This window comes from Mesorhizobium sp. B2-1-8, from assembly GCF_006442545.2.
Classification (GTDB): Bacteria; Pseudomonadota; Alphaproteobacteria; order Rhizobiales; family Rhizobiaceae; genus Mesorhizobium.
Window position 1 is genome coordinate 3,540,331 of record NZ_CP083952.1, and the last position, 25,061, is coordinate 3,565,391.

At 64.2% G+C, this 25,061-nt stretch carries 19 protein-coding genes and 4 pseudogenes; 10 read left to right on the top strand and 13 right to left on the bottom strand.

Going from position 1 to position 25,061, the window contains the following annotated elements:
- Window positions 1-64 precede the first annotated feature (64 nt).
- Complete coding sequence (gene putA / locus FJ970_RS17295; protein WP_140758294.1) at window positions 65-3,673, top strand: bifunctional proline dehydrogenase/L-glutamate gamma-semialdehyde dehydrogenase PutA; 3,609 nt, start codon at window positions 65-67, stop codon at window positions 3,671-3,673.
- A gap of 12 nt (window positions 3,674-3,685) precedes the next feature.
- On the opposite strand, the gene FJ970_RS17300 is transcribed toward putA, so the two are convergent.
- The 3 genes and pseudogenes from FJ970_RS17300 to FJ970_RS17310 all read right to left on the bottom strand — a co-directional run bounded on the left by FJ970_RS17300 (window position 3,686) and on the right by FJ970_RS17310 (window position 7,362).
- Window positions 3,686-4,000, bottom strand: a complete 315-nt coding sequence (locus FJ970_RS17300; protein WP_140758295.1) for an antibiotic biosynthesis monooxygenase family protein — start codon at window positions 3,998-4,000, stop codon at window positions 3,686-3,688.
- Window positions 4,001-4,057: 57 nt separating this feature from the next.
- Window positions 4,058-5,095, bottom strand: a complete 1,038-nt coding sequence (locus FJ970_RS17305) for a TonB family protein (protein WP_321575680.1) — start codon at window positions 5,093-5,095, stop codon at window positions 4,058-4,060.
- 198 nt (window positions 5,096-5,293) lie between these two features.
- Window positions 5,294-7,362, bottom strand: a pseudogene (locus tag FJ970_RS17310) (TonB-dependent hemoglobin/transferrin/lactoferrin family receptor).
- Between the two features lies 1 nt (window position 7,363).
- On the opposite strand from FJ970_RS17310, the pseudogene FJ970_RS17315 reads away from it, so the two are divergent.
- A pseudogene (locus FJ970_RS17315) lies at window positions 7,364-7,829 on the top strand (FecCD family ABC transporter permease); the annotation flags it as partial.
- A 25-nt stretch (window positions 7,830-7,854) separates the two neighbouring features.
- Window positions 7,855-8,646 carry a heme ABC transporter ATP-binding protein gene (locus FJ970_RS17320; protein WP_140758296.1) on the top strand — a complete coding sequence of 264 codons (792 nt, stop codon included), beginning with the start codon at window positions 7,855-7,857 and terminating at the stop codon, window positions 8,644-8,646.
- 150 nt (window positions 8,647-8,796) lie between these two features.
- Here the strand turns inward: FJ970_RS17320 and rirA are convergent, their stop codons facing one another.
- Window positions 8,797-9,261 (bottom strand): iron-responsive transcriptional regulator RirA, encoded by a 465-nt coding sequence (gene rirA, locus FJ970_RS17325; protein WP_140758297.1) that lies wholly within the window; start codon window positions 9,259-9,261, stop codon window positions 8,797-8,799.
- Between the two features lie 275 nt (window positions 9,262-9,536).
- On the opposite strand from rirA, the gene FJ970_RS17330 reads away from it, so the two are divergent.
- The 3 genes and pseudogenes from FJ970_RS17330 to FJ970_RS17340 all read left to right on the top strand — a co-directional run bounded on the left by FJ970_RS17330 (window position 9,537) and on the right by FJ970_RS17340 (window position 12,068).
- The gene (locus FJ970_RS17330; RefSeq protein ID WP_140758298.1) at window positions 9,537-10,832 is read left to right on the top strand and encodes a DUF445 domain-containing protein; all 1,296 of its coding nucleotides are present in this window, start codon (window positions 9,537-9,539) and stop codon (window positions 10,830-10,832) included.
- A 105-nt stretch (window positions 10,833-10,937) separates the two neighbouring features.
- Window positions 10,938-11,313, top strand: a pseudogene (locus tag FJ970_RS17335) (phasin family protein).
- Between the two features lie 257 nt (window positions 11,314-11,570).
- A complete protein-coding gene (locus tag FJ970_RS17340) occupies window positions 11,571-12,068 on the top strand; it encodes a MaoC family dehydratase (protein ID WP_140758299.1) in 498 nt (165 codons plus the stop codon).
- Between the two features lie 45 nt (window positions 12,069-12,113).
- On the opposite strand, the gene FJ970_RS17345 is transcribed toward FJ970_RS17340, so the two are convergent.
- Window positions 12,114-13,571 (bottom strand): MFS transporter, encoded by a 1,458-nt coding sequence (locus tag FJ970_RS17345; RefSeq protein ID WP_140758300.1) that lies wholly within the window; start codon window positions 13,569-13,571, stop codon window positions 12,114-12,116.
- 129 nt (window positions 13,572-13,700) lie between these two features.
- On the opposite strand from FJ970_RS17345, the gene FJ970_RS17350 reads away from it, so the two are divergent.
- Window positions 13,701-14,591: a LysR family transcriptional regulator gene (locus FJ970_RS17350; RefSeq protein ID WP_140758301.1), complete on the top strand. Its 891-nt coding sequence runs from the start codon at window positions 13,701-13,703 to the stop codon at window positions 14,589-14,591.
- 15 nt (window positions 14,592-14,606) lie between these two features.
- Here FJ970_RS17350 and FJ970_RS17355 read toward each other — a convergent pair whose 3' ends face one another.
- A complete protein-coding gene (locus tag FJ970_RS17355) occupies window positions 14,607-16,010 on the bottom strand; it encodes a PLP-dependent aminotransferase family protein (protein WP_140758302.1) in 1,404 nt (467 codons plus the stop codon).
- Between the two features lie 106 nt (window positions 16,011-16,116).
- Here FJ970_RS17355 and FJ970_RS17360 point away from each other — a divergent pair, with 106 nt between their 5' ends.
- On the top strand, window positions 16,117-17,007 hold the full coding sequence (locus FJ970_RS17360; RefSeq protein ID WP_140758303.1) for a DMT family transporter: 891 nt from the start codon (window positions 16,117-16,119) through the stop codon (window positions 17,005-17,007).
- A gap of 19 nt (window positions 17,008-17,026) precedes the next feature.
- Here FJ970_RS17360 and FJ970_RS17365 read toward each other — a convergent pair whose 3' ends face one another.
- Complete coding sequence (locus FJ970_RS17365; protein WP_246682622.1) at window positions 17,027-17,317, bottom strand: GFA family protein; 291 nt, start codon at window positions 17,315-17,317, stop codon at window positions 17,027-17,029.
- A gap of 360 nt (window positions 17,318-17,677) precedes the next feature.
- Here FJ970_RS17365 and FJ970_RS17370 point away from each other — a divergent pair.
- Window positions 17,678-19,028 (top strand): annotated as a pseudogene (locus FJ970_RS17370) (IS701 family transposase).
- A gap of 18 nt (window positions 19,029-19,046) precedes the next feature.
- Here the strand turns inward: FJ970_RS17370 and FJ970_RS17375 are convergent.
- The 4 genes from FJ970_RS17375 to FJ970_RS17390 all read right to left on the bottom strand — a co-directional run bounded on the left by FJ970_RS17375 (window position 19,047) and on the right by FJ970_RS17390 (window position 21,633).
- Entirely contained in the window at window positions 19,047-20,087 is a 1,041-nt protein-coding gene (locus FJ970_RS17375) for a zinc-dependent alcohol dehydrogenase family protein (protein WP_140761499.1), read from the bottom strand.
- Window positions 20,088-20,148: 61 nt separating this feature from the next.
- Window positions 20,149-20,298, bottom strand: coding sequence for a hypothetical protein (locus FJ970_RS17380; RefSeq protein WP_181178712.1), 150 nt, complete (start codon window positions 20,296-20,298; stop codon window positions 20,149-20,151).
- On the bottom strand, window positions 20,288-20,938 hold the full coding sequence (maiA, locus tag FJ970_RS17385; protein WP_140761497.1) for a maleylacetoacetate isomerase: 651 nt from the start codon (window positions 20,936-20,938) through the stop codon (window positions 20,288-20,290). The genes FJ970_RS17380 and maiA overlap by 11 nt, the downstream gene beginning before the upstream one ends.
- Window positions 20,935-21,633 carry a fumarylacetoacetate hydrolase family protein gene (locus FJ970_RS17390; RefSeq protein ID WP_140761494.1) on the bottom strand — a complete coding sequence of 233 codons (699 nt, stop codon included), beginning with the start codon at window positions 21,631-21,633 and terminating at the stop codon, window positions 20,935-20,937. Before FJ970_RS17390 ends, maiA begins: the two co-directional genes overlap by 4 nt.
- Before the next feature lie 219 nt (window positions 21,634-21,852).
- Between FJ970_RS17390 and FJ970_RS17395 the strand changes: the two genes are divergently transcribed.
- Window positions 21,853-22,536 (top strand): response regulator, encoded by a 684-nt coding sequence (locus tag FJ970_RS17395; RefSeq protein ID WP_140761491.1) that lies wholly within the window; start codon window positions 21,853-21,855, stop codon window positions 22,534-22,536.
- A gap of 24 nt (window positions 22,537-22,560) precedes the next feature.
- Here FJ970_RS17395 and FJ970_RS17400 read toward each other — a convergent pair whose 3' ends face one another.
- Window positions 22,561-23,901 (bottom strand): hybrid sensor histidine kinase/response regulator, encoded by a 1,341-nt coding sequence (locus tag FJ970_RS17400; protein WP_140761488.1) that lies wholly within the window; start codon window positions 23,899-23,901, stop codon window positions 22,561-22,563.
- Window positions 23,902-23,914: 13 nt separating this feature from the next.
- The gene (locus FJ970_RS17405) at window positions 23,915-25,051 is read right to left on the bottom strand and encodes an FIST signal transduction protein (protein ID WP_140761486.1); all 1,137 of its coding nucleotides are present in this window, start codon (window positions 25,049-25,051) and stop codon (window positions 23,915-23,917) included.
- Window positions 25,052-25,061: the final 10 nt, after the last annotated feature.

Here is a 25,061-nt window from a genome sequence, read left to right on the forward strand (position 1 = left end):
TAGCTTGCGCCATTCGGTCCGGTGACCGCCGGCCCGTTCCCTTATGCTTGCTCATAGGACCGCCATGCCGCTCGACGCCATCCGCCAGCAGATCCGTGCCAACTATTTGCCCGACGAAGACGCAGCGGTTAAGCGATTAGCCGAGGCGACCGGGCTTTCGGCAGGAGACCGCAAGGCGATCTCGGTCCGCGCGGCCGACCTGGTGCGGGCGGTGCGGGGCTCCACCGATCCCCGCCTGATGGAAGTCTTCCTCTCCGCCTATGGTCTCTCCACCAAGGAAGGCGTGGCGCTGATGTGCCTGGCCGAGGCGCTGCTGCGCGTGCCCGATACCGAGACGATGGACGATCTCATCGCCGACAAGATCGCGCCGCACGACTGGTCGGCGCATTCAGGCGGTTCGAGCTCGATCTTCGTCAACGCCTCGACCTGGGCGCTGATGCTGACCGGCAGGGTGCTCGACGAAGGCGAGGGCGGCATCGAAGGCACGCTGCGCTCGATGGTGCGCCGTCTTGGCGAACCGGTCATCCGCAAGGCGGTGGCCGCCGCCATGCGCGAGATGGGCGAGCAGTTCGTACTCGGCCGCACCATCGCCGAAGCCGTCAAGCGCGGCCGGCCGATGATCCAGAAGGGCTACCTCTATTCCTTCGACATGCTGGGCGAGGCTGCCCGCACCGAAGCCGACGCCTTGCGCTACCACAAGGCCTATGCCGATGCCATTTCCTCGCTCGATTCCGGCTCCAACGGCCCCGATATCCGCTTCAACCACGGCATCTCGGTCAAGCTCTCGGCGCTGCATCCGCGCTACGAGGTGGCGCAGAAGGAAGAAATGCTGCCCGTGATGGCCGAGCGGCTGCTGTCGCTGGCTCTGGCGGCCAGACATTCGCGGATGGGCCTCAACATCGACGCCGAGGAGGCGGACCGCCTTGATCTGTCGCTCGACGTCATCGAGCGTGTGCTGGCCGAGCCGGAGCTCGCCGGCTGGAACGGTTTTGGCGTCGTCGTGCAGGCCTATGGCCCGCGCGCGGCTTTCACCATCGACTGGCTCTATGAATTGGCCAAAAAGTACAATCGCAACATCATGGTTCGGCTGGTCAAGGGCGCCTATTGGGACACCGAGATCAAGCGGGCGCAGACGCTGGGGCTGTCAGGCTATCCCGTGTTCACGCGCAAGGCCAACACCGACGTTTCCTACATCGCATGCGCGAAAAAACTGCTTGGCATGACAGGCCGAATCTATCCGCAATTCGCCACCCACAATGCCCACACCGTCGCCGCCATTCTGTCGATGGCTGACAACCGCGATACATTCGAGTTCCAGCGCCTGCACGGCATGGGCGAGGCGCTGCATGAAACGGTGCGCAAGGCAGAAGGCACGCGCTGCCGCATCTATGCGCCGGTCGGCGCGCATTCCGACCTGCTTGCCTATCTGGTCCGCCGGCTGCTGGAGAACGGCGCCAATTCCTCCTTCGTGCATCAGCTGACCGACGAGGAGGTCGAGCCGGAGGACATCGCGCGTGATCCACTGGAAACGGTCGAACACCAGGGTGCCGCCGCCAATCCGGCGATTGCCCGGCCTTCCCAGATTTTTGGCGCGGGCCGTCGCAACTCGAAAGGGTTCGACATCACCGATACGGTGACGCTGGCTGATATCGACAAGGCCAAAGCGGCTTTTGCTGGGCCGGATCGCTGGCATGCCAAGCCGATCACGCGCGCCGCCGGCTACGGCAAGCAGCGCCAGATCGTCAATCCGGCAAAGCCTTCCGAGGTCGTCGGCACGGTTCACGAGGCCGCCGCCAAGCAAGTCGCGACCGCCGTGCGCATCGCGGTGGAGGCGCAGCCGGCCTGGGCAAAACGGCCGGTCGCCGAGCGTGCCGCGATCCTTGACCGTGCGGCCGACCTTTACGAGGCCAATGCCGTCGAGTTCTTTGCGCTCGCCACGCGCGAGGCCGGCAAATCGCTGGCCGACGGCGTTGCCGAGGTGCGCGAGGCCGTCGACTTCCTGCGCTACTACGCCGCCGAGGCGGCGAATGCCGAGGCGGGCACGCAAGCGCGTGGCGCGATCGCGTGCATTTCGCCGTGGAATTTCCCGCTCGCCATCTTCACCGGCCAGATCGCGGCAGCACTCGTCACCGGCAATTCGGTGATCGCCAAACCGGCCGAGCAGACGCCGCTGATCGCCTTCCGCGCCGTCGAGATGCTGCGCGAGGCCGGCGTGCCGGAAGACGTCATCCAGCTCCTGCCCGGCGACGGCCCATCGGTCGGCGGCCCGCTGACAGCGGATCCGCGTATTGCCGGCGTCTGCTTCACCGGCTCGACCGAGGTTGCCAAGCTGATCGAGAAACAGCTGGCCGAGACCGCCGCGCCGGACGCCATGCTGATCGCCGAGACCGGCGGTCTCAATGCCATGATCGTCGATTCCACCGCACTGCCCGAACAGGCGGTGCGCGACATCCTGGCGTCGGCGTTCCAGAGCGCCGGCCAGCGCTGCTCGGCGCTGCGCGTGCTCTATGTGCAGAAAGACGTCGAGAAGAAGATGCTGGAGATGCTGAAGGGCGCCATGGAGGCGCTCAATGTCGGCGATCCCTGGCGGATTTCGACCGATGTCGGGCCGGTGATCGACGATGAAGCGCAAAGTTCGATCCGCGATTATTGCACGACGATGGGGCTGCAAGGGCGGCTGATCGCCAAGCTGGAAACCCCTAAGGACGGCCGCTTCGTCGCGCCGCACGTCTTCCGCGTCAAGGGCATCGAGGAGATGGAACGCGAAGTGTTCGGGCCGGTGCTGCACGTCGCGACCTTCGACGCCGACCAGATCGACGCCGTCATCGCCGCCATCAACCGCAAGGGTTATGGCCTGACCTTCGGCCTGCATACGCGCATCGAGGGCCGCGTGCAGCATTTCGTCGACGGCATCCATGCCGGCAACATCTACGTCAATCGCAACCAGATCGGCGCCGTCGTCGGTTCGCAGCCATTTGGCGGCGAGGGCCTGTCCGGCACCGGGCCAAAGGCCGGCGGGCCGCACTATCTCAGGCGTTTCCGCAAGGGGCCGGAAGCGGGCACGGAAGTCGGCGAAGGCCATAAGGTGACGGCGACCGAACTGGCCGACAATCTGCCCGATCCTGCACTCGGCGGCTGGTCGACGCGGCCGGACCGGATCGCCATTCTGAGGAAGCATCTGCGCGGCAAGGGCGCGGCGGCGATCGGTGCCGCTGCCGGCATCGATTTCGGTCAGGTCGATTTGCCTGGCCCGACCGGCGAGGCCAACACACTGTCGCTGTCGCCGCGCGGCCGGGTGCTGTGCCTGGGGCCGGACGCCGACACGCTGCTTGCGCAGACCATTCAGGCGCTCGCCGCCGGCAATGCGGTGCTGGCGGTGGCGCCAGGTGCCCCGGCGGCCCTCTCCGCATTGACCGGGAAAGGCCTGCCGCTGGCGGCCATCGACGGCCGCCCCGATCCTGTCGAGGCGCGCTCGCTGCGCGTCGATGTCGTTGCTTTTTCAGGCACGCCCGAGGCGGCGCGCATCGTGCGCAAGGTCATCGCCGAGCGCAGCGGGCCGATCGTGCCGCTGGTCAGCGAGGTGCTCAATCCGGCGGCCTATGCGCATGAGCGGGCGGTCTGCGTCGACACCACCGCCGCGGGTGGCAATGCCAGCCTCTTGGCCGCCGCATAGACTGGTCGGTGCTTACGCGCCCTCGACGACGGAAAAGCCCTCGAACTGAGGGTGGCCGAGATAATGGACCTTCGTCGTCCCGACATTGCGGTGGGCGGCGCGGAAGTTCTCCGATTTGGTCCAGGCGACGAAGTCGCCGTGGCTCGCCCACACCGTGTGCGAGGCGAAAAGCGTGTAGCCTTCGGCCTCGTTGACCGGGCCGCGCAGCAGATGGAATTCCCGAAAGCCTTTCATCTCGGCAAGGCTGGAATCCCGGTTCTTCCAAACGGCTTCGAAGTCGGCCTCGGAGCCGGTCTGCACCTTGAAACGGTTCATGGCGATGTACATGGGGTTCCTTTCATGCGGATGTTGATGGTTGGCGCCGCAACGTTGTTCTTGGCCTGTTCAAAACGGGCCGATCCCGACCTCGAACTCCAAACTCGGAGTCCCGGCCTGTGGCGGAATTGGAGGGAAGGGAGCGGCCTTGCGCACGATGCCAAGCGCGGCCTCATCGAAAGTCGCCGATCCTGAGCTTTCCAGAATGCGCAACTGATCCATGTTGCCCTTCCGGCCTATAACGAATGCGACAACCGCATTGTTACGCGCAGCCAGTTGCAGCGATGGCGGGAGAGTACGATTGACGCTCCCAAGCTTTCGAAAGACGTCGCCGCGGTAGCTGTCTTCCGCGGCGCTGCCGGCCTCTTTCTGCCTTTTGCCCTTGCTGGCCGCTTGCGCCGGCCGATCCTGGCCATCGGCCGTGCCGCTCCTTTCGGCTGTCGCAGGGACGGTTGCCGGAGTTGGCCTTGCATAGGAGATCGGCGGCTGGTCCGGGACGGCGACAGGCATTTCGACCGGTTCGGCCCGGGCGTTCGGCTGCACCGGCGTTTCGCTGCTGGCGGCCACGCTCTGCTTGTCCGGGCGCGCGGTTGCCGCCACCAATATGTCGGGCGTGACCACTGGCTGTTTGGCGGGTTCCCGCGAGGGCTCCGACGCTTGCTTTACGGCCTCACGGACAGGCTCGCTATCCTGTGTCGCGGCTTCCCGCACGGGCCGCGAAGATTCTGTCGGCGGCGTCGGCCTCGCCGCCTCAGCCTGATGTGGTTTGACCGGCGGCTGGTTCGGCACCAGCCTGACATCTATCGCCGTGGGATCCTTGTCCAGGACACTCCCTGCCACCTTGTCGCCTGTGTGATCGCCGCCTTCCGACTGCTCCGACTCCCTGGAATCGAACGTGCGGGCCGGCGAGATCAGAAAGGCCGCCGCCACGCCTGCATGGAGCAGGCAGGAGATGACGATCGCAGCCGGCCATTTGCCGTTGCCGGCGAGCGGCCGCGTCTGGGCAAGCGGCTTGGCCGGCACGACGGCCAACTCGTCGCCGGCATCGGGGAGGGGACTGGTTTTCTGCATGTCGCGCAGCGGAAAATGCAGCGGCCCAGGCAACATTGTCAAATCAAGATAGACTGGCTCGAACGGCAGAAGGCCGACCAGAGGCCGGGCCACCATATGTCGTGCCAAGGCGGGTTTCAGTCCCACCTTAGGTCAGGACCGGCGCGGACTGTTCAGCCCACGCCGGAACCGTCGCAAGCGACATCGCCAGCGTCGAGGTCAGCAGACGAAGGGATGTCGTCAAGTCCGTCATGCTCAGCCTCCAAATCGCATGGTTGCCGCCAGCTTCAGCGTGATGCCGGGTTCGTAGACAGCGACGGTCGTGCTGCCATTCAACGGGTTGGCGTATTTGACGTCGAACAGATTGTCGGCACGGAAATCGACTTTCAGATCGTCGGTCGCCTGATAGCTGGCGAAGGCGTTGACCAGCGTAGGTCGGTGGCCACCGCATTGCCCTTCGGCTTGCCGTTGTACTGCACCTCGCCACCGACGGTCAGCTTGTCCTCGAGGAAGCGCAAGCCGAGTTGAGCGGTGACCTGGGAGGAGGGAATGGTGGCGAGGTCGGCTTCCACACCCTTATAGGAAACGGTGTGGCCGTCCGTGATCGAAGCCGAGAGGCCGGCATAGCCCCATGCCGCGTCGTAGACGCCTTCCAGCTCGAAGCCGTTGATCTTGGCCTTGGCGAAATTCTGATACTGGAAGCAGATCGGGATGCCGGGGCCGAAGGGGCAGCCGCTGCCTGGAGCGAATGGCGATAGCGTTACGCCGTCGATATAGTCGTCGACATCGTTGTTGAAATAGGCCGCCTTGATACGGAGTGCGTCGCCAGCCTCGAAGATGTCGTTCTGCTTGTAGTTGACGCCGAACTCGGTCGTCTTGCGGGTTTCAGGCCGCAGATTTGGATTGGGCAGGAACGGGAAGCTGACGCCAGCCGGATGGTTGCCGCTGATCAGCGTCTCCGTGATCGACGGCGAGCGGTAGCCTTCCGCATAGGTGCCATAGAATTGCAGGCCGGCAAGTCCGGCGCTCTCGAACGGCGAGACACCGATCGTGACGCGCGGCGATAGCCTGTCGCCGGAAATATCGTGCGTGTCATCCTTCAGGCTGTAGCTGTCGTAACGCAAGCCGGCGATGACCTCGAGCCAATCCCAGGTGAGCTTGTCCTGGACGTAGGCGCCTGACACATTCCGTTTGCCCGAAGGGGTGTAGAAACTGTCGCCGCCTGCCGCGCCGCCTGTCTTGACGTTGTCGCCGACCCAGTCGCCGCCATAGGTCAGTTCATGCGCGATGGCGCTCGTTTCGAACCGTGACGTGTTCCAGATATCGATGCCGGTCGTGCCGACATCGAATGTCGACTGCGATCCTGCCGGCAGCACCACGGGAAAACCGGTCACCGGATCGAAGCGGTTCTGCGGCACGAGACTGGTCAGGTCGAGACTGGTCTTGTTGTAGGAGGTGTTGATGTGGAGATCGAGCCAGCTCTTGTCTTCGTCGGTGATGTTGTAGCGGGCGGTGAAAGTGTTCGACTTCAGGTCGACATCATTCACAGGCACGCCGCCGCTGGTCTCGTCCCAGCCGTCGCTGGAGCCGACCCAGCCGAGCTTGAGCTCACTATTCTCCGTTGGCCGGATGGTGGTCTTGAGCAGGCCGCTCAGCACGTCGAAGCCAGTGCCGTTGACGGGGTCGCCGTCGCCGTCCTTGTAGTTGCCGTAGTCGCGGTAGACGATGTTGCCCAACACGTCCCAGTTCTCATTGATGCGAGAAGCGCGGGATGCGCTTGATGTCCAGCCCTTGCCGTTGCTCTCGTAGCGTCCAGTGACGGAAGCGGCCCAGGTCTCGTCAGGCTTGAGGAAATCCACCGCATCCTTGGTGTCGAAGAAGACCACGCCGCCGATGGTGCCCGAGCCATGGGTGTTGGCGACCGGACCACGGATCACGTCGACGGATTTGACCAGTTCGGGATCGATGTAGAAGGTCGACTGGGTGCCGTGGTCGGAACGCTGGAAATTCTGGCGCGCGCCGTCGACGATGACGGCGACGCGGCCGAAATCCTGCAGGCCTCGTATGTTGATGCCGGTGCTGACGCGCCTGGCGTCTGCCTGCGCGGCGACACCTGGTACGCCGAGCAGCATTTCGTTCGGCGTCGTCGCCATGCGGCGGTCGAGCTGCTCCTGGTCGACATGGCTGGCCGATGCCAGCGATTCGATCGCCGTCTCGCCGGTGCGGCTGAGCACCAGGATCTTGTCGAGCAGCGTCGCGCCCGCGGGAGCTGCTTTTTCCTGGTCAGTTTTCTTCGATTGATCGGTCTGCTCGCCCGCCGGCATCGGGCAAACCTCGGTCGCCACCATGCTCGCGGGTATAGCCCTGGCGGCACTTGCCATGGCACTGACCGGAATCCTGATATTCATGGCCGACGATCGCCAGTTGCGCGACCTCACCTTCTGGTCACTGGGATCGCTCGGTGGTGCGACATGGGCCAAGATCGCCTCCGTCGGGCCGATCATCGTTCTGGCACTTGCGGCGATGCCGTTCCTGGCCCGCGGCCTGAACGCGCATCGGTTTCGTCGGCATCGTGGTGCCGCATCTGCTGCGCCTGCTGATCGGTCCCGACAATCGCTATCTGCTGCCGGCCTCGGCGCTGCTCGGCGCTTCGCTGCTGCTGCTCGCCGATGCCGTCGCGCGCACCATCGTGGCTCCGGCCGAATTGCCGATCGGCATCGTCACCGCGATAGCAGGCGCGCCGTTCTTCCTGTGGATCCTGCTGCGCAAACGCGGCCTGATCGACCTGTGAGATTTGGGACCTGTAGGAGTGTTTCATGATCGAAGCGCGCGATGTTTCTGTGGCGATCGGCAAGAAGCGCATTGTCGCCAACGTCGATTTCGAAGTCAGGCCGGGTGAAATCTCGGCCATCGTCGGTCCCAACGGATCGGGCAAGACGACCTTTCTCAAGGCGATGTCGGGGGATCTCGCCCATACCGGACGGATCGTCATCAACGGTCGCGATCTGTCGGCGATGACGCCGGTCGAGGCCGCGACCGTGCGAGCGGTGCTGCCTCAGGCAACGACCTTGTCCTTTCCCTTCACCGTGCGCGAGATCGTCAGGCTTGGCCTCGTCGGCGGCCGCTCGGGCGTGCTGCCCGGCGAGGACGAACGCCTGCCGGAGCGCGCGCTGGCGCGGGTCGATCTCGACGGCTTTTCCGGGCGTTGCTACCAGGAGCTTTCGGGTGGTGAGCAGCAGCGCGTCCAGTTTGCGCGCGTGCTGTGCCAGGTCTGGGCGCCGGTGCTCGACGGCAGGACGCGCTATCTTTTCCTCGACGAGCCGGTTTCCAGCCTCGACATCAAGCACCAGCTTATCATCATGAACATCGCCCGCGATTTCGCCAGGAGGGGCGGGGGCGTGGTCGCGATCCTGCACGACCTCAATCTGACGGCCATGTACGCCGACCGCATCTTCGTGATGCATCGCGGCCGGCTGGCTGCGACCGGCTCGCCGAGGGACGTGCTGAGCGACGACCTGATCGAGAAGGTGTTCGACTGCCGGCTCAAGGTCGGCGTGCTGCCGGCTGGCGACGTGCCGTTCGTGCTCCCGCAATCATTGGTCAGCTGATGTTCAGGTGATGCCGGCCTGCACATGGTGGTTTCTTGCGCTTCCAGTACTCGCGTACCCAAACGTACGCTCCGTTCCGGTTCTCAGAAGCCACCATTTTCGACTCGGCCTGACCTGAATCCGAGCCGACCTCGCATGACGCGGCAGGGATCAAGCCGCCGGCGCGCGGCGCTCCATCAGCATGTCGATGCCGAGCAGGTTGCGCACATTCGGCCGTGCCGCCACCAGGTCGGCGATCGTGTAGCGGGCAAGCACGGCGAAGAAGGCGTTGAGCGCTTCGCGCAAAGCCGAGTTCAATGCGCAGCTGTCGACCAGCGGGCATTCGGCGGCATCGTTCTCGAAGCACTCCGCCATGGCAAAGCTTTCCTCGGTCACGCGCACTACGTCGAAGAGGCTTATCGATTCGGCGGCACGGCCGAGCCGCACCCCGCCGTTCCGGCCGCGCACGGTCTCGACCAAGCCGTTCTCGACCAAAGGCTGCAGGATTTTGAACAGAAACAGTTCGGACACCGAATAGGCGGCCGCGATCTCCGGGATGCGGCTCAACCGTTCATTGTTGGCGGCGCAATACATCAGGATGCGCATGGCATAGTTGGTTTGGCGGGTAAGCCGCATTTCATCCTCACGAAGCGCTGGCGCGGGTGCAACCATGCCAGAGTCTAGAACTTTGCTGGCGCGGCTTCATCCGGATCCTCGGAGTCGCCACACTGGCCTCGTCCGAATATGGCCTATACCTTGGAATAATTCCAGACTGGCTGGGCATCATAGATGAACAAATTCGTCAACTTTATGTGCATCGCCGGGCAAACACCGGGACAAACCGGCCGCCACGGGCATTCCGGCGGCCGCAGCACTAGATAGGCTTGAGATCGACGAGGAGCGGCCCATCCATGGCTCAATCGGACCAGTCCCTGGCGCCAGTGCGGTTCGATGCCGACGCGGGCGCCAAGCTTTCCGCGCTACGGCGGACAAAGTTCGTCGCCACCGCCGCACTGGCACTCTGCGTGCTGGTCTTTGCCTTGGCCAAGTCCTTCCAGAGCAGCTATCCGTGGCTCGGCTTCGTCGCCGCCTTCGCCGAGGCGGCAACTATCGGCGGCCTTGCCGACTGGTACGCGGTGGTGGCGCTGTTCAAACGGCCGCTCGGGCTGCCCATCCCCCACACCGCCATCATTCCGGAAAACCAGGACCGCATCGCCGACAATCTCGGCCGTTTCATCGAGGTCAATTTCCTGGCGCCGGAGCCGGTGCGTGATAAACTCGCCGAGGTCGATTTTTCGGCGCTCGTGGCCGACTGGCTGGCCGATGCCGAGCGCGCCGCCGACCTGTCGCGCTTCGTCGTGCGGCTGGTGCCGCAGACGCTTGCCGCCGTCGAGCAATCCGGTCTGCGCGGTTTCGTCACCAGCCGTATGCTCGAGCAGATCGAAAAGGTGCCGCTGGCGCCGCTGGCCGCCGAACTCTTGTCGGCGCTCACCGACGATCGCCGCCACCAGAAGCTGTTCGACGAATTCATCAAGGTCATCGGCCGGTTCCTCAACGACGAACAGGCGCTGGCGACGATGCGCGACAAGATCCGCGAGGAACTGCCGTCGCTGTTCAACCTGTTCCGCGCCGATGCCTATCTCCTGAAGAAGATCGTCGCCTCGGCGGGCTCGTTGCTGGATGAGGTGCGTGCCGATCCCGATCACCCGATGCGCGCCGAATTCGACCGTTTCGCGCAAGGTTTCGTCGAGCGGCTGCGCACGTCCAAGCAATATGCCAGGCGAGCGGAGAAAATGAAGCGCGATTTCCTCGCCAGACCCGAAGTCAAGGCGCTGGCCGGCGACATGTGGGAGAGCCTCAGCCTGTTCATCGAGCAGGACGCCAAGGCGCCGAATTCGCTGATACGAGAACATCTCGCCAACATGTTCGTCGAGGTCGGCCGCCATCTTGCCGGCGATGCGCAGATCCGGGCCGACATGAATGGAGGATTCGTGGTGGCGCTGGCCTCTTTCGTCGAGACCCAGAAGAGCGGCGTATCGAAATTCATCGCCGACCAGGTCAAGCGCTGGGATCTGGCGCAACTGACACGTCTGATCGAGATGAACATCGGCAGGGACCTGCAATATATCCGCTTCAACGGCATGATCATCGGCGGGCTGGCTGGCATCGTGCTCTATACGATCGAGTTGCTGCTCCCGGTCAATTGATCCGTGTCGACCGCCAGGCGTGCGTTCGAAATGGACACACGGCGTTCGAGTGCTATTCTCCCGTCGAGGGCGTCCGCACCCGCGGCGACAGGGGAGAAGACAATCATGGCCAGGCAACCGGAATCCGATTCCTTCATGGAGATGTTCGGCAGGTTCGGCCGCGACCTGAAGGTGCCCAACGAAGGCGGCACGGACCAGTGCGGCCGGGGCATCCTCGGTGTTGTCGAAGCAGCGCGAAATGCTGCAGGACACGCTGCGCGAGGTCGCCGACATGGCGCAGAGCTACCGCGCACCGGGCAATCCGCAGGAGCTAATGGCCAAGCAGACGGAGTTTGCCAGAAAATCCTTCGAGGCCGCGCTCAAGAACACGGGTGAAGTGGCTGAACTGGCCAGAAAATCAGGCACCGAATCGATCGACATCCTGCGGGCGCGCATCAAGGAGGCGATGGAGGAGGTCCGCGCCGGTTACGGGCAGAAGTAGATTCTCATCGATTGTCGTTCCGCCCGCGGCCGGGCACGGCGGTTCGCGATTCCGCAACCTTGCACATAGTTGCATTAGCGCCACGGCATGAACTCCTGGTAACCTGGAAGCTCGGAAAATCCGAATTCGGCCTGCCATCGCATGGCAAGGCATGGCACGAATGAGCTCGAATCCGCCGGAACGGATTTGCGCAGTACGAATTGACAGAGGCCGCCGGTTCGTGGTCCGGAAGCTTGGAAGCGATCGGGAAAGCAGGAATGACGGAAGTACGGCCTAAAACGCCGCCTACCTACGAGCAGTTGAGAACGATGTCCGGACAGGAGCTCGGCGTCTCGGAATGGACCACGGTCGACCAGAACCGTATCAACCAGTTCGCTGACTGCACCGGCGACCATCAATGGATTCATGTCGATCCTGAACGGGCGCGGCGGCAAAGCCCGTTCCGCACCACGATCGCGCATGGCTATCTGACGTTGTCGATCATCGGCGCGCTGGCCCTCGACATGGGGATCGTGCCCGAGAATACACAGGCCGCCTTCAATTACGGTTTCGACAAGGTGCGTTTCCTGGCTCCCGTCAGGGTCGGCGCACGCATTCGCCTGCGCACGACCTTGCTTTCCATGGAAGACCTGGGCCCAGGCCAGTATCTGATGAAGGCAGCGAACACGGTCGAGATCGAAGGCGAGGAAAAGCCGGCGCTGATGGCTGAAACGCTGGTCATGCTTTACGAACGCCGTAAGCGGGCGGGGGCCTGAACGGCGGTCCTTTGGGCGGCCCGCCGTCGGTAACAGCCAAACGGGTCACGCCAGCCCGGACCGCGTACGGCCGGCAAAGCGCAGTGACAGCAGCGCGAGCAGCAGCGCAACCAGCGCCAGGGCCGTTGCCGTCTCAAAGGTGACCTGCATGCCCCGGGCGGCCGAAGCGGAACTCAGAACGTCCTGACCTGTTCCTTGCCGAGCGCCACTTGATGCAATCGCGAAGATGGCGCCCATCAGCGATGCGCCGGTGATGAGACCGAGATTGCGCGACAGGTTGAGCAGACCGGAAACGACGCCACGCTCGTTTGCGCTTACACCGCCCATGACTGCTGCGTTGTTGGAGGTCTGGAACAGGGCGTAACCGAAGCAGGTGACGGTGATTGGAACGACATAGCTGGCAATGCCGAGTTTGGTGAGGGCAAGCGACAGGAGGACCGTCCCCGTGGCGAGGCAGGCCAGGCCGGCGACCATCATCCTGCGGGCACCGAAGCGATCGGTCAGGCGGCCGGCCAGCAGCGCCGATAGGGTTGAGACAAGCGGCCCGGTCGAAAGCGCCATTCCGACCAACGCGGCATCCAAGCCGAGCCCGCGCGACAGGTAGAACGGAGCAACCACGAGGGTTGCCATCATCACCGTGGCGACGATCAAGCTCATGGCGAGGCCAGCGCTCAGCCGTGGGTCGCGGAAGCGGGCGAGTTGGACAAGGGGCGCCTTCGCCTTCGCCTGCGTGGTGGCGAACATGATGACGCCGATACTGGCCGCGACCAGCAAGCCCAAATTGAGCAAGCCGAAATTGCCTTTGCCAAGCGTCAATGCCAGGGCATAGGCGCCCAAGGTAAGGGCCAGCAGAGCCGTGCCCGTGACGTCAAACGTGCCTCGACCGGCCTCCATTGTTCCGCCACGCGCCGGCAAGGCACGCCAGGCGAGAGCGAAGGTCACAAGGCCCAGCGGGACATTGACAAGAAAGATCGCCCGCCAGCCGAGGCCGGCGATCAAAAGGCCACCAAGCGAGGGCCCGAGCGTCGTGCCGATCGCCGACATGGCGCCGAGCAGGCCCATGGCGCTGCCGGTTCGCTCCTTGCTCACGGTTTCCGCGACAAAGGCCAGCGTCAGCGCCATCATCAGCGCGGCGCCAAGCCCCTGCATGGTGCGTGCCGCGATCAGCAGCCAGAGCGTCGGTGCCAGGCCGCAGAGCACCGATGCCAGCGTGAACAGTGCGATGCCGCCAAGCAGCAACGGCCGGCGCCCGAACATGTCGGCCAGCCGCCCGGCACCGACGATCAGCGTCGTGATGGCGAGCAGATAGGAGAGAACCACCCATTGCACGGACTGGAACGATGCATCGAAAGCCTGCATGAGCGAGGGCAGCCCGACGCTGGCGATGCTGGTTCCCAACGACGATAGCAGGGTCGCAAGCGACAGGCTCGCCAGCGCCAGGCCGGCGGACCGCACCTGTCGCGGCGTCGATATCAGTTCCCGATTTTGCTCAGCGACTGCCAAGGCGATCTCCTTTCTGTCTGCTCTCGAAGCGGAGCTGTCGGAGATCTAGCCTTGTGGTTGATGCGGCGGAAGGCGCAGCATTTGCATCTTATTCGTGCGCCAAACGCCATATCATGCTATGAAAGACCGATGACATCACCCGATCTCAATCTGCTGTTTGCCCTCGATGTCCTCCTGGCCGAGGGCAGCGTGGCGGGCGCGGCGCGCCGTCTGCGCCTCAGCCCCTCGGCGATGAGCCGGACGCTGGCGCGGCTGCGCGAGGCAACCGGCGATCCTCTGCTGGTGCGCGCCGGGCGCGGCCTGGTGGCGACGCCGCGAGCGGAGGAATTGCGGCGACAGGTCGGCCGTGTCGTCCAGGACGCGGAGGTGCTCCTGCGCCCTACCCAGTTGCTTGATCCCCGGAGCCTGGACCGGATCTTCACATTGCGTACCAACGAAAGCTTCGTCGAGGAGTTCGCGCCCCGCCTCGTCGCCCGTATCGAGGCCGATGCGCCGGGGGTGCGGCTGCGTTTCTCGCCGAAGTCCGACAAGGATGCGATGTCACTGCGTGAGGCGGCGATTGACCTTGAAATCGGCGTTGCCGGCGAGACCGGACCCGAGGTACGCATCCAGGCGCTGCTTCGCGATCGCTTCATCGGCGCTGTTCGATCAGACCACCCCCTGAGCGAGGGCAAGGTGACGCCCGAGCGCTATGCGGCCGGCCGGCACATCAGCGTTTCGCGGCGCGGCCGCGAGAAAGGGCCGATCGACGAGGCCTTGGGCACGATTGGCTTGCGGCGGACGGTGGTGTGCATGGTCTCGGGTTTTTCGGCGGCACTTGCCATGGCGCGGGCCTCGGACCTGATCGCCAGCGTGCCCGGGCGGCATACGGCGGGAGCGCGCGCCGGCATGCACAGTTTTCCCCTGCCGGTCGCCACCCTGGACGTTACCATTTCGATGCTCTGGCATCCGCGCCTCGATGCCGACCCGGCGCAACGCTGGTTGCGTGAGTGCGTGCGCGAGGTCTGTGCGAAGCACTGACGATTTCATGCCAAATCAGCGAACCATCGCTGTTTCGAGCACCTTGAAAATTCGCTCGTCCGCGCACTGGGCGACGTTGAAGCGCAGGAAGCGGCTGGCGGACTGCGACAGGCTGAACGCATTGCCGGGTGCCAGCACGATGTTGTCGGCCAGCGCGCGGCGGGCGATTTCGGCCGCGTCCACCCCGTCCGGCAATCCGCACCACAGGAACAGCCCGGCTGGTTGCTCGATCCAGGGCATGATGCCGATCGCTTTCAGCCGGGCGCTGGTTTCAACCATGGCGCGCGCAAGGCGGGCGCGCAGCAAATCCATATGCTTGCGGTAGCTGCCGTCCTTCAGCAGCGTCAGCACCAGTTCGGCCGCCAGCCGTCCGCCGCCGAAGGTCGTGGCGATCTTGAGGTCGGCCAGGCCCTCGATCCAGTCGCGGGGCGCGGCGATGAAACCGCAGCGGACCGATGCCGACAGCGTCTTGGAGAAACTGCCGATCTGGACGACGCGGCTGAGGCCATCGAACGCCGCCAACCTGGGGGCAGGGGTGTGCTCGAAATCGGCGAAGATGTCGTCCTCGACGATCGTCAGATCCGACTGGTCGGCCAGCTTGAGCAAACGATGGGCCGTCACTGGAGACAGGATCGCGCCCGTGGGATTGTGGATGGCGGAGTTGGTGATGTAGAGGCGCGGCCGGTGTTCGGCGAGCGCCTGGGCGAACAACTCTATGTCCGGCCCCGATGGCGTGTAGGGAACGCTGACGACCTTGGCGCGATGGGCGCGCAGCAAAGCGTGAAAATTGAAATAGCAGGGATCGTCGACCAGCACCGTGTCGCCGGGCTCGATCAGGAACCGGCAGAGCAGGTCGATCGCTTGGGTGCCCGATTCCGTCAGCATGATCTGTTCGGGCGAAGCTTCGATGCCGTGCCCGGCCATGCGCCGCGCCAGCAATCGGCGTAGCGGCGGCAGCCCGAGCGGCGTGCCGTAATCGGCAAGCGCGACATCGTCTGCACGTGCCACGGTACGCAGTGCGCGACGCAGCGCGGCCTGAGGCATCCAGGAGGCCGGCAGCCAGCCACAACCGGGTTTTAGGATCTCGTCGCTGGCATCCAGCGATTGGCGGGAAACCCAGAGCGGATCGACGGCACGGTCGAGCCGGGGACCGATCTCGGCCAAAGACAGAGGCGCCAGAGACCCGGCGGCATAAAACCCGGAACCCGGCCGGGAGCGAATCGCGCCTTCGGCGGCGAGTCGGTCATAAGCTTCGACGACGGTGGATTTGGACACCTGCATGGACTTCGCGAAGGCACGGATCGACGGCAATCGGGTTCCCGGTGTCAGGCTGCGCGCGGCGATCCGCTGACGGATGGTCGCCATGACGCTCTCCACAAGGGTGCGTGCGCCGTCGGTTTCCAAAGCAAGGTCTGTCATCCGTACTGCTCGATCCTCCATTACAGTTTCATCGAATTGTACCCCATTGTCTCTGGCCGCACCATGGGCGTCCGCACGATAGAGGGTGAAAGCAATGGAGCCTGCGATGGACAAGACGGCGAGCGGCTGGGTGAACGGATTTATCGGCGTGCTGATCTTCAGCGGTTCGTTGCCGGCGACGCGTGTGGCGGTGATGGATCTCGATCCGATATTCCTGACATCGGCCCGCGCGGTCATAGCTGGTCTGCTTGGCCTGGCGCTGCTGCTTGCATTCCGCGAGAAGCGCCCTGGGCGTCATGACTTGCTGTCGCTCGTCATCGTTGCTCTTGGCGTGGTGGTCGGCTTTCCCTTGCTGACGGCATTGGCGCTGAAGCATGTCACTTCGGCCCACTCCATCATCTTTGTCGGCCTGCTGCCGCTGGCGACCGCGATCTTCGGCGTGCTGCGCGGCGGTGAACGGCCCCGGCCGGCCTTCTGGCTGTTCTCATGCCTCGGCAGTGCGCTGGTGGCGGGTTTTGCGCTTGCGCAAGGCGTGACGGCTTCGCCAGTCGGGGATGGGCTGATGCTTGCGGCCATCATCGCCTGCGGCCTTGGCTACGCCGAGGGTGCGGCATTGTCGCGCAAGCTCGGCGGCTGGCAAGTGATCTGCTGGGCGCTGGTGCTTTCCCTGCCGGCCATGCTGGTGCTGACTTTGGCGACCCTGCCGCCGTCCTTCGCCAGCGTCGGCTCCACTGCCTGGATCGGTCTTGGCTATGTCTCGCTGTTCAGCATGCTGATCGGCTTCGTCTTCTGGTATCGCGGCTTGGCCCAAGGCGGCATTGCAGCGGTGGGGCAGCTGCAGCTCCTGCAGCCGTTTTTCGGGCTCGCACTGGCGGCGACGCTGCTGCACGAGCAGGTCAGCCCGATGATGGTTGTCGTTACACTCGGCGTGGTGCTTTGCGTGTTCGGCGCGAAGAAGTTCGCCAGGCGGGATTTGCCGCGGCGTGCGGCTGCATAGTGATGATGCCGACCCCCGACTAGTTCTTCGTATAGTCAGGCCCAACGCGTGTCGGCAGGCCGTCGGCGAGTTTCAACCAAGGGAGCTTCTCCTCAAAAGCGACATGCAGCGTGGGTGCGAATTTTTCCGGCTCCTCCATCGCCGCGGCAAAAAAATGCATGACACCAGACATGTTCGTCGAGCGGAAGGACAGCGGCGTTCCGCAGTTATCGCAAAATGTTCTTTCCACACCGGGAGAGGAATTGAATATTTTCGGTGGCTTGCCCAGCCATCGCCAGTGGCCGTCCAAGACGCCAATGTAGGTGGTCATCGGCGCGGAACATTGTCGCCGACAACTTTCACAATGACAGGCCACGCATGCTTGCGCCGGCCCATCGACTTCGAAAACCATAGCGCCGCATAAGCAATGACCACGCATGGAAACTCTCCTCAAGTCACTGACCCAATAAGTTGTACCGGGCGTGGTGGGAGAGTCGCCATGAGGTGCGCCGAGTTGGCGCTCAATTGCGACATTGCCGATGAAAGTACCAGCGGCGCCTTCTGTCTGTCGAGCATGACCTTGGCGGCCATCAGATTGTCGCCTCACTTTATGAATCCGCAGTCTAGCACTACTTTGGCAGATTTTTAGTTCTGGGAGCGTTTTGAGGATTCCCAAGAGCGGTTTTGCGTGATTCATGAGAGGTCGGCTGTTGGAGGGGCCGGCCATGAACAGGGATTGGCAAGTCGATCTGGAGCAGTGGCTTGAGCCGTTCGTCTCGGCGTTGAGGCACAAGACGCGTGCGCGGATGTGTCCGGCCTATATTGCTGGGCTGATTGGCCTTGGGGATCGCAAGAGCATCCAACCGATGGCGGCGCGCGACGCAGGCGTCAATTATGACCAGCTGCACCACTTCATCGCGAGCGGCGTGTGGGATGCTGCGCCGCTGGAGAAGGTGCTACTTGCGGAGGCCGACAGACAAGTTGGCGGGAACGATGCGTGGCTGATCGTGGACGACACCGCGCTCCCCAAGAAGGGGCGCCACTCGGTCGGCGTCGCGCCGCAATATGCCTCGGCGCTTGGCAAGAACGCCAACTGCCAGACGCTGGTGTCGCTGACGCTGGCCTCTGGCGAAGTGCCGGTCATGGTGGGGCTGCGGCTGTTTCTGCCCGAGAGCTGGACTTCCGATCCCGCCCGGCTCGACCGTGCCGGTGTGCCCGCGGACCATCGTGCCTACAGGACCAAGCCCGAAATCGCGCTGGCCGAGATCGACCGGGCTCGCGCAGCCGGCCTACGCTTTGGCTGCGTGCTCGCCGATGCCGGATATGGCTTGAGCGCCCCCTTCCGGCAGGCGCTCACCGAGCGCGGCCTTACCTGGGCCGTCGGTATCCCGTTCAAGCAGAAGGTCTATCCCGCCGACGTGGCAATGATCTTTCCCCTTGCCGGACGCGGCCGTCCGCGCCAGCGGCATATCCCCGATGTGAAGTCGATGACCGCGCAGGCGATGCTGGAGACAGCCCCATGGCGTGCGGTCAGTTGGCGGCGTGGCACCAAAGGCCGCCTCTCGGCGCGCTTCGCCGCTGTCCGTGTCCGGGTTGCAGATGGCCCACCCCAGCGCATCCGCGACATGGGCGCTCAGCATCTGCCCGGCGAGGAGGTCTGGGTGATCGGCGAGCACCGCTCGACCGGCGAGCGCAAATACTACCTCTCCAACTTGCCCGCCGACACCCCGCTCAAGCAGATCGCAGGCGCCATCAAGGCGCGCTGGGTCTGCGAACAGGCGCATCAGCAGCTCAAGGAGGAACTTGGCCTCGACCACTTCGAGGGGCGCTCATGGACGGGCCTGCACCGGCACGCGCTGATGACTATGATCGCCTACGCTTTCCTGCAATCTCGCCGTCTCAAACAAGCGGGAGGGGGAAAAAAGAATCCTTGGCCCGCCGCCCCAACCGAGCCTACCCGCCGTCAGGCAAGCCATCCTCACCGCGCTCGCGCAGCCGCCCCCAATCCGTTGTCCCCACTGCCGCAGAACCCTCTCTGCTAAAGATCTGCCAAAGTAGTGCTAGAACTTCGTCACCACGCCGATGCCGATGCCCTCGAAACCGCCCATCGCCATCAAGGCTGCGGGCGCCTCGTCAAGGCTGATCTTCTTGCCGACCAGCAGTTCGGGCTTGAGTTGGCCGTGGCGGATCATCTCCATCATCGCGGGGTAGCGATAGGCCTGCATACCGTGACTGCCGAGGATTTCGAGTTCGAAGGCGATCACCTTGTCCATCGGCACTTGCGGGCGGGCGTGCTCGCCCAGCATCAGGCCGACCTGCACGTGACGGCCGCGCCGGCGCAGATTGGCGATCGAGTTGAAGGACGTCGTGGGGTGGCCCAGCGCGTCCATCGACATGTGGGCTCCGCCATTGGTGATCTGCTTGACCGCCTTGACCACGTTCGGCGTCGTCGAAGCGTTGATGGTCGCCACGGCACCGATCTTTTTGGCGAAGTCCAGCTTTTCCTCGGTGAGGTCGATGGCGATGACATTGGCGCCCACCGAACTGGCGATCATGATCGCCGACAGGCCGACGCCGCCGCAGCCATGCACCGCCACCCATTCACCCGGCGTCACACGGCCCTGGTCGACGATGGCGCGGAACGAGGTGACGAAACGGCAGCCGAGGCTGGCGGCGGTGGCGAATTCCATTTCGTCGGGCAGGCGCACCAGATTGGTGTCGGCGTGTTCGATGGCGACATATTCGGCGAATGAGCCCCAGGCGTTGAAGCCAGGCTGGGATTGGTGCTCGCAGACCTGATGATTGCCTGATGTGCATTCGAAGCAGTGGCCGCAACCGACGGCAAACGGCACGGTGACGCGTTCGCCCGCCTTCCAGCGGGTGACGTGCTTGCCGGCGGCGACAACGATTCCGGCCAGTTCGTGGCCCGGCACGTGGGGCAGGCGGATATCGGCGTCATGGCCCATCCAGCCGTGCCAGTCGCTGCGGCAGAGCCCGGTCGCTTCGACCTTGATGACGACGCCATCGGCAGCCGGCTTCGGATCGGGCACGGTCCGGATGGTCGGCGCTTCGCCGAATTTCTCGAAGACCACGGCTTTCATCGGTCACTCCACCCTTGAGACGGCGCGCATTGTGAGAAACGATAGCCGATTCCTTGACCGGTCAAGCGGAAATCGTTTCCGCGACGCCAACGGAGTAGGCGAATGGCGGTTCGTCGTTTTCCTCCAGCACATAGGGGATGTGGCAGCCATACGCCTCGATATCGGCCAGCGCCTTTGCCTCGCCGGCATCGGTGGCTTCTCTATTCGGCATCGATCTGGTTCTGTGGCGCGGCTTTCTGGAAGGCGGGTAGCGCCATGCAGGCGGCGTTGATGCGCGCGATTGTCGGATAAGGCGTCATATCGACGCCGAAACGGGCATTGCTGGTGACTTGCGCGGCAAGGCAGATGTCGGCCAGCCCCGGCGTGTCGCCGTGACAGAATGCGCCGGTTTCGGGCGAAGCCGTCAGCAATTGCTCGAGCGGCGCAAAACCCTCATTGACCCAATGCCGGAACCAGTTGGCGACATCCTGGTCGCCGGCGCCGAACAGGGTGCGCAGCGAGGTCAGCACGCGCAGATTGTTCACAGGGTGGATGTCGCAGGCGATGATCTGCGCCAGCATTCTTACCCGTGCCCTGTTTGGCGGGTCTTTCGGCAACAGCGGGGGTTCAGGTATGGTCTCGTCGAGAAATTCGATGATCGCCAGCGATTGCGTCAGGAGCATGCCGTCGCTCCAGACCAGGGCCGGCACAAGCCCCTGCGGATTGACCGCGAGATAGGCCGCCTCCAGATGCTCGCCGTGGCGTAGGTGATGCGGGATGTAGTCATAGTCCACCCCCTTCACCTCCAGGGCGATCCGCACCCGGTGCGAAGTAGACGAGCGGAAGTAGTTGTGCAGGACAATGTCGCTCATGACTTCGGCTGGCCGATGGTCACTTCGATCGTGCCGATGCCGTCGACCCCGCCTGATATCGTCTCGCCTGGCTTGATCGCGCCGACACCGGCGGGCGTGCCGGTGAAGATCAGGTCGCCGGCCTGCAATTCCACGCCTTCGCTGCAGATCGAAACGATATCGGCGATCGGCCAAATCAGCTCGGCGAGGTCGGCATCCTGTTTCACCGCGCCGTCGACGGCGAGCCAGATACGCCCCTTGGCTGGATGGCCGGCTTTTTGTGCCGGGACCAGCGGGCCGCAAGGCGCGGAACGGTCGAACGCCTTCGACCAATCCCAGGGCCGGGCCGCCTTCTTGGCGGCATCCTGCAGGTCGCGGCGGGTGAGGTCGATGCCGACGGCATAGCCCCAGACATGGTCCAGCGCCTTGTCGCGGGATATGCGAAAGCCTGACGTACCGATCGCCACCACCAGCTCGATCTCGAAGTGGAGGTTTTGCGTCAGCGGCGGGTAGGGGATTTCAGCGCCGGAATCGACCACCGCGTCGGCCGGTTTGGTGAAGAAGAAGGGCGGATCGCGCTCGTCATTGCCGAATTCGCGCGCATGCGCCGCGTAGTTGCGGCCAACGCAGAAAATACGCCGCACGGCAAAGCGTTCGCCGGAATCCGCAATGGCGACAGAAGGCGTTGGCGGGACGGGAAGGACGAAGGCGGTCATGGCTGTCTCTGCGTTTGATGGCGGCACATTCGGCCGATTTCGGGGGGCGGGCAAGGCGTCGCTTTTCGTAAAGCACGGGCTTTGCCGCTGCTGGATAAGGAATTCGGGCTTCCCATCATTTTTACAGCAATGAATCCGTCAACAGGCGATAGACTATTTGCCAATAATCCGGTCACAGTCTGGAGACTATGGTGTGCCCGGTAAACCGGAACGAGCCCTATGACCCCTCCCACCGATCGTGCCCGGTTTCTTATCATCGACGACCATCCGCTGTTTCGCGAGGCGCTGCACAGCGCCGTCCAAATGGCCTATCCCGAGGTCGATACGGTCGAGGCGCGCTCGATTGCGGAGGCGCTGGATCTGCTGGCCGACGCAAAGCCTTTCGACCTTGCGCTTCTCGACCTCAGCATGCCCGACGTGCACGGCTTCGACGGGCTGCTGCAGCTCAGGACCCGCTATCCGCGGCTGCCGGTGGTGATCGTATCGGGCTATGAGGAGCCGAGGATCATCTCCGAGGCCCTGTCCTATGGGGCTGCCGGCTTCATTCCGAAATCGGCGCGCAAGAGCGATCTCGCCGCTGCAATCCGGTCGGTGATGGAGGGCGCGATCTATGTGCCGGAAACCTATGAGGGCATGCCGCCGGGCGCTCACAGCACCGATCGCGCCGACATGCTCCAGCGCCTTTCCAAGCTGACGCCGCAGCAATTGCGGGTGCTGCAGATGCTGCGCCAGGGCCTGCTCAACAAGCAGATCGCCTACGAGCTGCAGGTCGGCGAGACCACGGTCAAGGCGCATGTCTCGGAGATCCTGCGCAAGCTCAACGTCTACAGCCGCACGCAGGCGGTGATCGAGGTATCGAAGCTGGACAATGCCGAGTTGTTTCGCGATCAGGCTGGGTTTTGAGCCATTAACTCTCCGCTGGGGACCCTAAGCCAGCAGATGCGCCAGCAGCGCGCGCAGTTGCGCGGGCTTCAGCGGCTTGCGCATCAGTTCGATGCCTGCCGAGCGGGCGGCCTTGGCGACGGCCTCCGAGCCGTCGGCGGTGACGATCAGCGCCGGCACGGCGCGGCCGAGATAGTCGCGGACCTCCGATATGGTGGCGGTGCCGAGGTCGCCGCCGTCGAGATGCTGGTCAGCGATGACGATGTCGGGCACCCAGTCGGTATCGCCGAGCATGTCGAGCGCATCGTCGGTCGAGGTCGCGGCGCGCACTAGGCACTGCCAGCGTTCGAGCAGGAAGGTCATGGCGTCCAGCACCTCGGCGTCGTTCTCGACAAGCAGCACCTTGGTGCCGAACAGGCCGTAGCCGCGCGGTCGCTCCATGCTGGCGGCGCTGGCGATGGCATCGGCCGGTGCGCCGAGGCCGACGGGAACATCGATATGGAAGATGGTGCCGCGGCCGACCTTGGATGAAAACGTCACGGGGTGGCCGAGCGCGCCGGCCATGCGGCGCACGATGGCGAGCCCGAGCCCAAGCCCGCCGCCATCGAGCTCGGCATTGGCCGGCGAGGTGCCGCGATGGAACTCCTCGAACACCGCCTCGCGCTGGTCCTCGGGAATGCCGCAGCCCGTGTCGGCGACATCGATGCGGATAGTGTCGCCGCGATGGCGAGTGCCGACAAGGACGCCGCCCGAGCGTGTATAGACCAGCGCGTTGGAGAGGATGTTCTGCAGGATGCGGCGCAACAGCGTCCTGTCCGAGCGGACCACCGCATTGACCGGCCGGAATTTCAGCGACAGCCCCTTCAATTCCGCCACGGGCTGAAAATCCGAGCGCAGCGACGAGAACAACGCCTCCAGGCTGACGTCGCCGATGTCGGGCTGGACCACGCCGGCGTCGAGCTTGGAAATGTCGAGCAAGGTGCGCAGCAGGTCTTCCATCGTCTCCAGCGAGCGCTCGACCTGCCGCACCAGCTTTTTTCCCTCGTCACTGGTTTGCACCTCGGCGAGCGCCGAGACGGACAGGTGGGCGGCGTTCAGCGGCTGCAGCACGTCGTGGCTGGCGGCGGCGAGAAACCTTGTCTTGGACAGGTTCGCCAGCTCGGCGTTTTCCTTGGCGGCGCTGAGGTCGATGTTCGACTGTTCCAGCCTGCGCAAGGTCGAATGCAGTTCCTCGGTGCGCGTGCGCACCCGGTTTTCCAGCGAGATCGCGGTCTGGAACAGCGAAAAGGCATTGCCTTGCTGGTCCATCGAGCGCTCGACGCGGCTGACCAGGGCGGCGTTGATCTTCTTCAGCCTGTCGAGATCGTTTATGTCCCTGAGCGGCATCCCGGTTCGCCGCCTACTCAGCCGCCTGGCGATCGCCGAAGGCGATGCCGGTGAAAGTCTGGTTCAGGTGCATCGACCGGTATTGTTCGCCATAGGTGCCGAAGCCGACGACGTTGTTGACCCGGTAGAGCTCCGAAATATCGCGGAAGACCTGCCGATTGCGCGCATCCAGCCGGCGCAGCACGCAGTCGAAACCAAGGATCATATCGATACCGCCCAGCCTTTCCTCGACCTCGCGCAATGCCGCGCGTGTCGATTCGACCATGTCCTTGGGCTGGGCGATCGACAGCACGACGCCGTCGTCGATGGCGCAAAAGAACGACAGCGAGCCATCCGCATGCATCCTCTGGATCGAGCGGCAGTAATATTCGCCGCCCACCTTCACCACCACGGGATGCGAGGCGAAGCTCAGCGGTGTCAGGGTCTGCGGGACGATCCCGACCGAGGCGGCATATTCCTCCGCCGCATTGGTGGCGTTGAACTCCCGCACGATGCGGTGATCCGGATCGGACGCGGTCACCACCAGCTTTTCGTCGGTGGGAACGAAATTGTCGGTCTTGAAGACGTGGAACGGAATTTCCGTGGCGACCAGCACGATGATGGCGCTGTCCGAAGTGACCGCGCCGTTCGAGATCAGACGCGTCGTCTCGAATTTCAAATCGTCACCGGCCGAGCCGCCGAGCAGCGGTATGTCGTCAAGACCCCAGTGGATTGCCGAACTCACTGCTTCCTCGGCATAGGACAGCCCGTCGATGAAGCAGAGTGCGAAGGTGTTCTTGGTCCGCTCGCCGCCGAGCCGGGCGCGCAGCATGCGCCGCAGGGCCTCGACCTCTTCGGTGATCCTGTCCATGCCCGATGTCGACAAATTGTTGACCATGGTGCTGACCGCCGTGAAGGACGCCGAGGGCAGCAGCATCGCCAGCATATGACCTTCCTCGAGCCCCTGCGGCGTGATCTCGCCCGCGGTGGAGCAGCCGGCATGGTGGAGATCAGGCGCGCGCGTCGTGAGCGCCTGCGAGAGGGCGCCGGCCTCGACGAGGCTTTGGGAAAAGAACACGAGGGCAAAGCCGGCATCGATGGCGGCGGCCTCGGCGGCCACCGCGCGTGCGAAGACATCCGGGTCGGGCTCGTCCGTGGTGAGCGCCGACAAACCGCATGCG